12 protein-coding genes are annotated in these 12,883 nt (G+C 32.6%); 3 read left to right on the top strand and 9 right to left on the bottom strand.

Annotated elements, in window-relative coordinates; genetic code table 11:
* Position 1: 1 nt before the first annotated feature.
* The 9 genes from H6578_07180 to H6578_07140 form a co-directional block, all read right to left on the bottom strand.
* Complete coding sequence (locus H6578_07180) at positions 2-445, bottom strand: molybdenum cofactor biosynthesis protein MoaE (protein MCB9226928.1); 444 nt, start codon at positions 443-445, stop codon at positions 2-4.
* On the bottom strand, positions 438-1,505 hold the full coding sequence (gene moeB / locus H6578_07175; GenBank protein MCB9226927.1) for a molybdopterin-synthase adenylyltransferase MoeB: 1,068 nt from the start codon (positions 1,503-1,505) through the stop codon (positions 438-440). Before moeB ends, H6578_07180 begins: the two co-directional genes overlap by 8 nt.
* 4 nt (positions 1,506-1,509) lie before the next feature.
* Positions 1,510-1,752: a MoaD/ThiS family protein gene (locus H6578_07170; GenBank protein ID MCB9226926.1), complete on the bottom strand. Its 243-nt coding sequence runs from the start codon at positions 1,750-1,752 to the stop codon at positions 1,510-1,512.
* Entirely contained in the window at positions 1,749-2,330 is a 582-nt protein-coding gene (locus H6578_07165; protein ID MCB9226925.1) for a molybdenum cofactor guanylyltransferase, read from the bottom strand. The genes H6578_07170 and H6578_07165 overlap by 4 nt, the downstream gene beginning before the upstream one ends.
* Positions 2,327-3,070 carry a sulfite exporter TauE/SafE family protein gene (locus tag H6578_07160; protein MCB9226924.1) on the bottom strand — a complete coding sequence of 248 codons (744 nt, stop codon included), beginning with the start codon at positions 3,068-3,070 and terminating at the stop codon, positions 2,327-2,329. Before H6578_07160 ends, H6578_07165 begins: the two co-directional genes overlap by 4 nt.
* Before the next feature lie 131 nt (positions 3,071-3,201).
* Positions 3,202-4,410: a molybdopterin molybdotransferase MoeA gene (locus H6578_07155; protein MCB9226923.1), complete on the bottom strand. Its 1,209-nt coding sequence runs from the start codon at positions 4,408-4,410 to the stop codon at positions 3,202-3,204.
* 137 nt (positions 4,411-4,547) lie between these two features.
* Entirely contained in the window at positions 4,548-5,831 is a 1,284-nt protein-coding gene (locus H6578_07150; protein ID MCB9226922.1) for an aminopeptidase P family protein, read from the bottom strand.
* Positions 5,832-6,028: 197 nt separating this feature from the next.
* The gene (locus tag H6578_07145) at positions 6,029-7,426 is read right to left on the bottom strand and encodes a TlpA family protein disulfide reductase (GenBank protein MCB9226921.1); all 1,398 of its coding nucleotides are present in this window, start codon (positions 7,424-7,426) and stop codon (positions 6,029-6,031) included.
* Positions 7,427-7,433: 7 nt separating this feature from the next.
* Positions 7,434-9,254 (bottom strand): hypothetical protein, encoded by a 1,821-nt coding sequence (locus H6578_07140; protein ID MCB9226920.1) that lies wholly within the window; start codon positions 9,252-9,254, stop codon positions 7,434-7,436.
* Between the two features lie 623 nt (positions 9,255-9,877).
* On the opposite strand from H6578_07140, the gene H6578_07135 reads away from it, so the two are divergent.
* From H6578_07135 to fusA, 3 genes are read left to right on the top strand one after another with little or no spacing between them, the layout of a single operon-like run.
* The gene (locus H6578_07135; protein MCB9226919.1) at positions 9,878-10,282 is read left to right on the top strand and encodes a 30S ribosomal protein S12; all 405 of its coding nucleotides are present in this window, start codon (positions 9,878-9,880) and stop codon (positions 10,280-10,282) included.
* 3 nt (positions 10,283-10,285) lie between these two features.
* Positions 10,286-10,753 carry a 30S ribosomal protein S7 gene (gene rpsG / locus H6578_07130; GenBank protein ID MCB9226918.1) on the top strand — a complete coding sequence of 156 codons (468 nt, stop codon included), beginning with the start codon at positions 10,286-10,288 and terminating at the stop codon, positions 10,751-10,753.
* Positions 10,754-10,774: 21 nt separating this feature from the next.
* Entirely contained in the window at positions 10,775-12,883 is a 2,109-nt protein-coding gene (fusA, locus tag H6578_07125; protein ID MCB9226917.1) for an elongation factor G, read from the top strand.

Here is a 12,883-nt window from a genome sequence, read left to right as displayed (position 1 = left end):
TTTAATTATTTACTTTCCATTTAAAATCTTCATTCTTAAAAACCTCTTTACCAAAAATTGGAACTTTTGTTTTGATTTCTTCAACCAAAAAACTACACGCTTCAAATGCTACTTTTCGGTGTTTAGATGAAACAAAAATAAATAGGCATATTTCTCCTTTTTTAACTTTGCCAATGCTGTGATAAATGTGCATACAGGAAATGTCAAATTTTTCAAAACAGGATTCTCTTATATTGTGAAATGTATTTAAAGCCATATCTGTATAGCAAGAGTATTCTATTAATTCTACTTCTTTATTGTCAATAATATCTGCTCTTACTTGACCTAAAAATATTTGATGTGCCCCTATGTCTGTTTTGTTTTGGTGCTTAGCAATAGACTCGGCTATAAAATTTGGAGTGATAGCTCCTTCAATAAATATATTTTTTATTTTTCTTTCATTCATGTGATACTAATTTTAATGCTCCTCCTTTTAAGCTGTATAATTTTTTATGATTAAGTTTTGTTTGCAAGTATGAAACTAAATTTTTACTTCTAACGCCTGCTTGGCATACAAAAACATATTCTTTGTCCATCTCTATCATATCATTATTGCTTAATAATTCATTATACGGTAGTTGTTCTATTTTGTAGTTTGTAATTTTAGGTGTTTCCCATTTATCTCTTATATCTATTATTGTAGCACCGGATTTTATTAAATTGGCAATTTCTGTATCACTTATTTCCTTTACAGGGGCTTCATCGCTTATAGTGCTATCTATATTGCTTGTAGTATTCAAATTTGTATTTCTTTTTACCGATAGGATATTAGTTTTTAGCGTTAAACTATTGAAAATGAATAATTTATTACTCAAAACATTGCCTAAGTTTAAAATTATTTTTAAAACTTCATTCGCTTGAATGCTTCCAATAATTCCGGGGAGCACACCTAATACGCCTATTTCTGAACAATTAACTTTTAATGTTTCGGTAGGAGGAGAGGGGAATACACACCGATATGTGGCACCACCTCGGTAATTAAAAACACTTACTTGTCCTTCGTGTTTGTATATGGCGCCATATACTAAAGGCTTGTTTAATTGTACCGAAATATCGTTTGCTAAATATTTAGTTGTAAAATTATCGCTACCGTCTAAAATTATATCGTAATTTTTAAAAATATCGCTTGCATTTTTTGAGTTCAGTTTTTCAGTGTATGCTACTACTTTAATAAAAGGATTTAATTCTTGTAGTCGCAATTTACTTACCTCAGCTTTTAATTTACCTACATCGGCAGTGGTAAATAATATCTGTCTATGAAGGTTACTTTCCTCTACGTTATCAAAATCTATAACACCTAATGTGCCTACTCCTGCTGCGGCAAGATAACTTAATGCGGGACAGCCCAATCCTCCGGCACCAATAACAAGAACTTTGGCTGCTTTTAATTTCTCTTGCCCTTTTATCCCTATTTCGGGTAAAACTATCTGCCTTGAATATCTTGATATTTCTTGTTCTGTAATCATAATTTTAACCTCCTGCAAATGGTGGCAATAACGCTATTTCATCTAAATCTTTTAATTGTTTATTCAAATTTGTATTTATTTCTAAGTTTAATGCAATATTAAAATTAGCTTGTTTGAGTCCACTATATTTTTCAGATAATTTTGATAATAGAGATTCTAAATCTTCATTTTCTTCAATATTTGCCCATTCTTCTTCACAGTTTGTTATATCGGCTATTAATCCAAAATATTTAATATTAATTTTCATATAAATTCTTTTAAGTCTTCAGGTGTATTAATATTTATTAGGGCTTTTAAATAATCATTTTTGAAAAGGAGTTTTTCTATGTTTATCATTTTTGGATTTAGAGAGGTAACTGTTTCTCTTAATTTTAATTTATTTTGAGTAAGATTTTCTGTTATAGTAGGTAAGCAGTTGGTAGTATAACAGCCGGGTAGTGGATGCATTTTGTTTTCGTGCTCAAATAAAGTACAGTTTGAATTTTTTGTATAATCTATTAAGCATTGCAAAGCTTTTAAATTAGTGTAAGGAGCATCGCAGCTAACAATTATATTTTTAAATGAACTACTGGCATTTAACCCTGCATGAATACCTCCCATAGGTCCACAGTTTTCAATAATATCTTTTTGTATTTTGAAATTGCCTTTTATGGGTAAATCATTATTGGCAATAACAATTATGTCATCGCAAATAAAATTTAGGGTATTAATTATTTGTTCAATCATAGGAATATTATTAATAGGAATAAGAGCTTTGTTTGTGCCCATCCTGCTACTTTTTCCGCCAGCTAAAATGATTCCTGTTATTGAGTTTGTTTTTTTCATGTAAACCATAATTTAATACTTGCCATAAATAAGACTATGGATAGGATATATTCTAATTGTCTGCTTTTTAATTTTTTGCTTCCTAAAAATGCTCCAAGTAGTCCACCAATTAAAGCAAGAAAAACAAAAATAAAGGCATTAGTATCTACAACGTATCCTGCTTTAAACTGACCTAACAGTCCTGCGGCTGAATTTACCCAAATAAATAGTGCAGATACAGCGGCACTTTCTTTTAAGTTTCCCCAATGCATTAGTATAATAATAGGACTGAGAATAATGCCTCCGCCTATTCCAATTAAACCGGAGAAAAAACCTATGCAAAATCCAACTATTAGTCCTAACCATATTTTAATCTCTTTTGTAGAATTATTTTGCTGAAGATTTTTTCCTATAAATAATATTCGTGCAATGGCAAATAAGAGAAATACGGCTAATATTTTTTTATAAATGGAACTGTCTAATTGTATTGTGCCACCAATAAAAGCTGCCGGTATAGATGCTATAGCAAATGGAATAAACAATTTAGGTTTGAAATATCCTTCTTTATAATAAAAGTAAAAGGAAATGGCTGCTACAAATAAATTTAATAATAAAGCTGTGGGTTTCATAGTTTCAGTGGCAACGCCAAATAAAGCCATCAAAGCTAAATATCCGCTTGCACCGCCATGCCCTACAGATGAATATAAAAAAGCAACTATGGGCAAAAGACAAAGAAAAAAGATAAAATATTCATTGCTCATAAGCGAAAGAATTTTGCTAAATCAATACCAAAAATCGTAGTTGTTTTACTACAAAAGTTGTATGAGTAAAGATACGATTTTTTAATTGAAGAAACTGTATAATAAATGATATAAATCATAAAAATAGCTTATTAAATTAGATTATATTCTTTGGGTAATATATATGCTTCTATACTTGCTCCTTTTTTCATGTTTTTTGAGTTAGGAGGTAGGATAGCCAAAGCATTAGAGACGGCATAAGTTTTTAACATGGCTGAACTTTGAGCCCCAAGAATTTCAATGTTGTTTTTTATATATTTAGCCTTTAAAAAGGTAGTTCGGTCTGATTTATTTTCTAATAAATCGTGTGTTAACTTAAATGGTTTTTTCTGTAAATAAATATCCGTAAATCCCATTTTTTTTCTAATGGCAGGTAGCACATAAATATAAAAGCCGGTAAGAGCACTTGCCGGATTTCCGGGTAAGGCAAAGATTTCTTTATTTTTGTATCTTCCGTAAAATATAGGTTTGCCGGGTTTTTGTTTTACTTTGTAAAAAACGGTTTCTACTTTTAATTGTTTTAATGCTTCGCCCACAAAATCAAAATCGCCTACTGATATTCCTCCGGAGAGTATTACAATATCCGATTTTTCAAGAGCTTTGGCAATACTTTTTTTTGTGTGTAATAAGTTGTCTTTTAGCTTAATTTTATCAATAATTTGCGAAGGAGTTTCTTTTAATGCCGCTTCCAACATATAAGAGTTGCTTTCGTAAATTTCACCCGATTTTAAAGGTTTTCCAAGTTCTGTAAGCTCATTGCCCGTTATTATTAAGGACACTTTAGGCGAGGGAATTACATTTACTTTAGATATACCGCTTGATGCCAGTAATCCTATTGCCGCAGCATTTAGTTTTTGTCCTTTAAAAAGTAGCGTGTCTCCTTTTTTGTATTGTTCTCCTTTTAATCGGATATTAGCACCTTCATTTATTCCTTCGGGAATTTCAATTGTAGTACTATTAATTTTCACTTTTTCTTGAATAACAACTTTGTGGCAACCATTGGGAACAGCAGAACCTGTAAAAACCCGAATACATTCTCCTTTGCTTAAATGGACGTTACTTATATCATCTCCGGCCTTACTTAGCCCAACTAATTTGAATAAAGTATTTTCTCTGTTTAATCCTTCTTTTGCTACAGCATATCCGTCCATAGCGGAGGAATTAAAAGGCGGTTGATTTATTTTGCTAATTGTGTTTTCGGCTAATATTAAGCCATAAGCTTGGTTTAAAGGTGCACAAATAGGAGTTAGTGTGCTGACCTTATCTTCTATTTTTGAGAGTGCTTCATTTACCGTTATCATAATGCAAAATGTTGTCCTTTCTTTTGTTGAAAAAGAAAACTATTAACATCTACAAAGTTAGCGGTCTTAGAAAGCTAAAAGTATGATATATATCATAAAAGCAACTGAGATTGTTGATTGGTAAATACTTATCAGTATCAATTCATTAAATCTTCAATTTCTTCTATAGTAATAGGAATATTTTTCATTAAATCAATATTATCTCCATTTTTTACAATAATATCATTTTCTATTCTAATACCCAAATTTTCTTTAGGAATATAAATACCCGGCTCTATAGTAAAACACATATTTTCTTGAATTATTGCGTATCGGTTGCCTATATCATGCACATCTATACCCATAAAATGGCTGGTGCCATGTGGATAGTATTTTTGAGTAAGAGCCATTTGTTCTTTTTCACTTAGGTTTTTATCTATAAGTTTTATGTCTATTAAAGCACTTTTCATCATTTTCTTAACTTCTATATTAAAATCGTTAAGCGTTACACCTGGCGACATCATTTTTTTAGCTTCATTATGAATGTTTAAACAGGCATTATAAACCTCTTTTTGCCTTGCCGAAAAACGCCCATTTACAGGAATTGTTCTACTTAAATCTGAGGCGTAGCAAGCATACTCCGAACCAAAATCCATTAACAGTAAATCTCCGTCTTTTAGTTTTTGGTCATTATCTACATAGTGCAAAACGCAGGCATTAGCTCCACCTGCTATAATAGGAGCGTAGGCATGCCCTGTAGCTCCATTTTTTATAAATGTAGAAATAATTTCTGCTTCTACTTCATATTCATACATGCCCGGTTTGGTGGTTTTGAGTACTTGCCTAAGAGCTTTTTCGGTAATATTGCACGCTTGTTGTATGGTGTCTATTTCTTCTTTGCTTTTAATGCTACGCAGTTTTGCCATTATTGGGCCACTGCGTTCAAATTTGTGCAAAGGAAATCTTGTTTTTAGTTCATTAGCAAAACGCAAATCTTTGTAGGCAACTTCACTGCCGGAGCGGTCGTTTTCGTTTAGATTTATATAAACATGTTCCGCTTGAAACATTAAACCATTAAGCGAAGCATTGAAATTGTCATTCCATTGAATATTATTGACACCCGAAAGTTCTTTACCTTGTTCTTTATTTACCTTAGCACCTTCCCACACGGCAATATGTTCATTAGTTTCTTTTAAAAACAGTATTTCTTTTTGGCTGGCTACAGGAGCGTCAGGAAACAAAATAAGCATACAATCCTCTTGGTCAATACCAGTTAAATAATAAAAATCGGGATTTTGTCTATAGTTATGAAAACCATCGGCACTTCGTGGCATTAAATCGTTAGAAAAAAATATGGCAATGCTATTAGGTTTTAATTCTTTAATAAAACGCTTTCTGTTTTCGGTAAAAAAACTATTGGGTAAATGTTTGTATCGGCTCATAGTAAATATATGTTATTGCAAAAATAGCATAATAATACCAATTGTCAACGCAAAATAGTCTAATCTACTTTGTGTTTTACAATGGTAAATGCCGATAAAGCAATATATTTAGTACAATAAGGTGCAACCGAAATTGGACTATTATATATTCCTAATCGGTATAAACTATAAGTAAAAAGTTGTGAAAGAAATGAAATTTAATTTAAGAGTTTATTAAGTTTGTTTAATAAATCAGTACCAAAAATATCTTTGGCTACAATAATACCATTTTTATCTATAATAAACAATTTTGGTGTAGCTCTGATGTTGAGTTTTGGTAAAACCGAAGCATTTTGTAAGGCTGTTAGTTCCGATACGTTTGTCCAGCTTTTTATATCGTATTTTACTATGGCTTCAAACCAATCGTCTTTTTCTTCATCTAATGAAATACTATAAACACCCAATCCTTTTTTTAAGTACGGAGCAATGGTTTGTGCCAATTTTGGCGTTTTAGTTTCGCAAGCATGGCAACTTGACATCCAAACATAAACAATGGTATATTTATTTTTTGAAGCATTCCTAAGTAACGATTGCAATTCGTTCTTACTATCATTTAAAATAATATTGGGAATGGTGGCTCCAACTTGCGTATAAACAATACTCTCAAATGCAGTTTGTTGTTTAGAATTGGATAATTGAACGGCACAACCATCTGCGTAATTTTCGTATAAATAATTAATAATAGCATCATTCTTGCCTTCTAAAAACAAATCTATCAGCACATTAAAAACATAGTTTTTTACTTGTGTATTTTTATTGCTCTGTTTCATAATAATATCAATGCCTTGTTTTAAATTTTCGGGTGTATTGATACAGTACAATGTAAAATAATTGTATATGTAATCTTTTAAAGCAGGATGATTTAAAATTAACGGATTGCTAAAATCAATGAAATCAAAATAATGATAATGTAATAATGCGTCATAATTATCAAAACTATTACTTAATGCAGGAAAATATTTTTGAGTAGGCACTTTAAGAAAATCGGCTAATATGGACGTATAGTTTAAACTGTCTTTCTTTAAAATACTATCTGCTACTATATTTATTTGATTATATAACTGTTCATATTGATGCTCATATTGCAACTGTTTGTTTAAGTAAAAAGAATCTAATGGCATTAAATTACTTTTGGCTTCATAAATATTTCTAAAAGAGGTATTGAATTTCTCTTTGATACTTAATAACTCCGAATACAATAAATTATCTTTGGTATTATTAAAAGCAATACCTTCTTTGCTATATTTTTCAGTATTAAACCTTAAATTTAAGTTAGGTTCATTTTTATTGATAATAAAACCACAAACCAAATTATCTCCTATACTTAGTTCTGCAAAACCGGTATAGTTTCCGGTATTTAATTGAATATTGGTTTTTTGTTTATCTGATATAAGTACCGAGTCCTTTAATATAAGATACCCTTCATTGTAAGTTTTTAATTTTAACAAAAAAGGTTCTTCAATAACAGAATCTGTTACACTTACTGTAAAACCAAAGGACTTAGCAAAAAAAATGGCAGTACTTAATACTACCATTATAAGTTTTTTATTTATCATTTTTATATTACTCAAAATTAATACAAATAACACCACAATAAACAGCATCATTATCAATAAAACTTTCCGTATAAACCCTCCACAACAATCGTGTATCATAAGAAACGGTTTCATTATTTGATTGGGTTAAACTATTGTTACCCCCACCATCTCCCCAGTTATCATCTAATGTATTGTACACGGGATATACATTACATTGGTTATCTAAATCCCAAGTAGCATTATTATCCATATAAAAACTAACGCCTGCTAAATAACATAAATCCCAGTTTCCTAAATCTTTAGTATTAGCATTATCTTCTGTAGCACAAGTTCTAAAATACTTGTATGTTTTCTTAGTTTTCAAACCATTTTTAGCTTCAAATACGCCCGCATGGGTTATTCTTGCTAATTCGGTATATGAACTAGCACCAGTAGCCAAATTAAAACTTATAAAACTAGGAGAATAACCTGCAGAAGTATAAATTGCCGTATTTCCTCCGGGTGCTTGTGCCAAGCCATAGCGGTCATTATCTCCATAATAGGCTTCAATACCGGCATAAGTGTTTTTCGCATCATCCCATCTAATAACACCTGTGTTAGTAACTCTTACCAGTTCATTATTGCTATTGCCCATTATTACATTATTAGTGGAAGAACCGGCAAATAGCCACAAATCGTTACTGGAATAAACACCGGGCTTATCCCAAGCCGCTCCTAAACGCACTTCTCCTATAGTGTTTTCTGCGTTCATAATGGAAATTCCTGATGCTCCATACCACATTTGGTCATCCCCTGCTCCAATAACATGGAGTTTTTGCGAAGGTGCATTAGTGCCTATACCAACATTGCCATTTTGAAGTATAGTTAGTCTATCTGTTCCTGCTGCCGTTGTAAGAAAATGAAAATCTCCATATTCTCTAAAAATCATTTGATTAACAGATCTATTAAAATGTATCATGTGATTATCATCTAAAGCTCGTATTTTTCCATTATCTTCAAAAAAAAGTTCATACCCGTCATCTAATCTAACATCTCCACCGCTAATATGTAATTTATCTTCCGGATTATTTGTTCCAATTCCTACGAAACCATCATCTCTTACAAAAAGTGCAGAAGTGCCGTTATCTTGTATGTCAAAATCCCCTGTACCATTTAAGTTATAGGTCATATTGTATGCTCCTTGTGCTATGGTAGTGGCTTGTGTAAGCGTTCCTCCTAATCTAACAATGTTTGGTGCAGTTTCGGTTAAGCCGTTTTCAAATACAAATAAATCGTTCGGGTTAGTCCATGTTGGTGCTGCAGCTCCGTTGGTTTTTAGTATCTGACCACTTGTACCTGATGCTAAGTTTACCCAATTGGTGCCATCAAAATACATTAATGAACCATTGGCTTCAGCTGTTATAGTGATGTCTGTTCCATCTACACTATTATCTTGTATCGTTGTAACGCCTGCATTGCTGATAGTTACATCGCCACTCATAGTTTGTTCTGTTGGTACATTAGATGCATTGCCTATCCAAATTTTACCGTCATTTAAAACGGCTTGTACAGGGTTGCCTGTGGCTACTTTATTCCAAGTGGTACCCCAATAATAGAATCCTGCACCATAACCTCCAATAGTTGAAGGATTTGTATTATAAACTATCATACCCGGGGTAGTTGTTCCTCCACTTAAACCAAATGTATTGACATTACTAATACTCACTCTTGGTATTAATAGTCCTTTATCTGTAGAACTGATATCTAATTTGGCAGAAGCATCTGGTGTATTAGTGCCTATACCTACATTTTGGGCAAAAATTAATGTAAAATTTATTAGGAATAATAATGTTATAAGTCTTTTCATTTTTTAAAAATTATTTGAGGTAATAGTTAACACGCAAAGCTAAAATAAGATTCTTTATTAATGTTAAAAATGTGGTGAAATGCAGTTTTTTGTATGTGAATGACATTTTTTCAAGGGAAATGTTCATTTTTTTAGACAGAAAATTAATCTATTTTATTAGGAATTTTAGTCAAAGTGGAAAATTGTTTGCTAATTAGATAATGAGATAATTTGAAAATGTGGCAATTAGATAATTGAAACTTTTATAGGTATAGGCAAAGAAAACTCTAAAAGCAAAGCGGTCTAAAAAGATTTATAGATGCCAGATATATAGATGTCAGACTTTTGTATTAGTTGTATAAACTAAATCTGTAGTAGCAAGAACTCTAAGCACAAAGAGTCCTAAATTGTTAGTTTTTTGCTGAAAGCAAAAAAAATCTAAAAGCGAAGCGGTCTAATGTCTAAAAGCGAAGCGGTCTAATATCTAAAAATCAAGCAGTCTAATGTCTTATATCTGTAAGCGTAGCGGTCTAAAAAACTACTTTTCCATAAAAAAATGTGGAGTGTCCAAAAAAATAATTAAATAAGCTTTTTGTAATTTAAAATAATTCCATACCTTTGCAGTCCAAAATTTTTAGCGATTTATGCCTACAATTCAACAATTAGTAAGAAAAGGAAGGAAAACGATTAAGAGTAAAAGCAATTCACGTGCCCTTGATTCATGCCCTCAAAGAAGAGGTGTGTGTACAAGAGTATATACTACTACGCCTAAAAAACCTAACTCTGCACTACGTAAAGTAGCTAAGGTTAGATTAACTAACGGCATAGAAGTAATTGCTTATATTCCGGGAGAAGGACACAACTTACAGGAACACTCTATAGTATTAATTAGAGGAGGAAGAGTAAAAGATTTACCTGGTGTGCGTTATCATATAGTAAGAGGTGCATTAGATACATCTGGAGTTGAAGGTAGATTACAATCAAGATCAAAATATGGTGCTAAACGTCCTAAACCGGGACAAGCGGCTCCAGCAAAAAAGAAAAAATAAGCGATGAGAAAAAGAAAACCGCAAAAACGTTATTATCAGCCAGATCCAAGGTTTAAAGACGAAAACGTAACATTTTTTGTTAACAATTTAATGTTAGACGGCAAAAAAACAGTAGCCTACAAAATATTTTATGATGCTGTAGATTTTGCTTCAGAAAAATCTGGCGAAGATGGATACGAATTATGGAAACAAGCATTAGAGAATATCTCTCCGGGTGTAGAAGTAAAAAGTAGAAGAATAGGTGGTGCTACGTTCCAAATTCCAATAGAAGTACGTCCTGCCAGAAAGCGTTCAGTAGGAATGAAATGGTTAATTAGATATTCTCGTTTAAGAAACGGAAAATCTATGTCAGAAAAATTAGGAAACGAAATTATGGCAGCAGCTAAAGGAGAAGGTGCCGCAGTTAAGAAAAAAGAAGATACGCACAGAATGGCAGAAGCTAACAAAGCATTCTCTCATTTCAAATTTTAGTATTTAATTAAGGAAAGAAATATGTCAAGCAATAGAGATTTAAAATTTACGAGAAACATAGGAATAGCGGCTCACATTGATGCAGGTAAAACTACAACAACAGAGCGTATTCTATTTTACTCAGGTGTTAATCATAAAATTGGAGAAGTACACGATGGTGCTTCTACAATGGACTGGATGGAGCAAGAAGCGGAAAGAGGTATTACCATTACTTCAGCGGCTACTACAGTAAATTGGAACTACAGAGGTCAGCAATACCATGTTAATATTATAGACACTCCGGGACACGTTGATTTTACCGTAGAAGTAAATCGTTCATTGCGTGTATTAGATGGTTTAGTGTTCTTGTTTAGTGCTGTTGACGGTGTAGAGCCTCAGTCTGAAACTAACTGGCGTTTGGCAGATAATTATAATGTACCAAGAATTGGTTTTGTTAACAAAATGGATCGTCAAGGTGCCGATTTTTTAAATGTATGTACCCAAGTTAAAGAAATGTTGGGTAGCCATGCATTGCCTTTACAAATTCCAATTGGAGCAGAAGATGACTTTAAAGGAGTTGTTGACTTGATTAATTTCCGTGGTATAGTGTGGAATGAAGATGATTTCGGAATGACATTTGAAACCGTAGAGATACCTGCCGATATTTTAGACGAAGCTACTGAACTTAGAGAAAAATTATTAGAAGCTGTTGCTGAATTTGACGATACTTTAATGGAAAAGTATTTTGAGGATCCGGACTCTTTAACAGAAAGAGAAATATTAAATGCGTTAAGAGAAGCTACCATAGGCGGAAAAGTAGTGCCTATGATGTGTGGTTCTTCATTTAAAAACAAAGGTGTTCAAACTATGTTGGATATGGTTATGGAAATTCTTCCTTCGCCATTAGATATAGACGCCATTAAAGGTACAAACCCTAATACTGACGAAGAAATTAAAAGAAAACCGGATGTAAATGAACCATTTGCAGCTTTAGCATTTAAAATTGCTACAGACCCTTATGTAGGTAGATTATGCTACACAAGAGCATATTCCGGTAGATTGGCTTCAGGTTCTTATGTGTTAAACACAAGAACAGATAAAAAAGAAAGAATTTCAAGAGTATTTCAAATGCACGCAAACTCTCAAAAGCAAGTAGATGAATTGCATGCTGGAGATATAGCTGCATTAGTAGGATTTAAAGATATTAGAACAGGAGATACATTATGCGATGAAAAACATCCTATTGTATTAGAGTCAATGAAATTCCCAGATCCGGTAATTGGATTAGCAATAGAGCCTAAAACTCAAAAAGATGTAGATAAATTAGGTATGGCTTTAGCAAAATTAGCTGAAGAGGATCCTACTTTCCAAGTTAATTTTGATGAGAATACAGGTCAAACTATTATTCGTGGAATGGGAGAGTTGCACTTAGAAATTATTGTTGACCGTTTAAAAAGAGAATTTAAAGTAGAGTGTAATCAAGGTGCACCGGAGGTTAACTATAAAGAAAGTATTTCTGCGGTAGTAACACACAGAGAAGTTTATAAAAAACAATCGGGTGGACGTGGTAAATTTGCCGACATTCAGTTTGAATTAGGTCCAGTAGAAGATGTAGAAAAACAAGGATTAGAGTTTGTTAACGATATTTTTGGAGGATCTATTCCAAGAGAATTTATACCGGCAGTAGAAAAAGGCTTTAAAGAAGCCATGAAAAATGGTGTATTGGCAGGCTACGAAATAGATAGCATGAAAGTTAGATTATTTGATGGTTCATTCCACCAAGTTGACTCAGATGCTTTATCTTTTGAATTAGCTGCTAAAATGGGATTTAAAGCTGCTGCTAAAAGTGCGAAACCACAAATATTAGAGCCAATTATGAAATTGGAAGTAATTACTCCGGAAGAATATACAGGAGATGTGGTAGGCGATTTGAACAGAAGAAGAGGTATAATGGAAGGAATGGATGCTAAGGCAGCCGGGCAAGTAATTAGAGCTAAAGTTCCATTATCTGAAATGTTTGGATATGTAACTCAGTTAAGAACTATTACTTCGGGAAGAGCTACGTCAACTATGGAGTTCCATAGCTACCAGCCGGCACCGGAAGGAATAGCCAAAGAAGTAATTGAAAAAGCAACAGGAAAATCTAACTAA

This window comes from Chitinophagales bacterium, assembly GCA_020635995.1.
In the GTDB taxonomy this organism is placed as follows: Bacteria; Bacteroidota; Bacteroidia; order Chitinophagales; family UBA8649; genus JAFMKE01.
The sequence above is the reverse complement of the archived record's forward strand: the minus strand, read 5'-3'. Positions and strand labels throughout refer to the sequence as shown.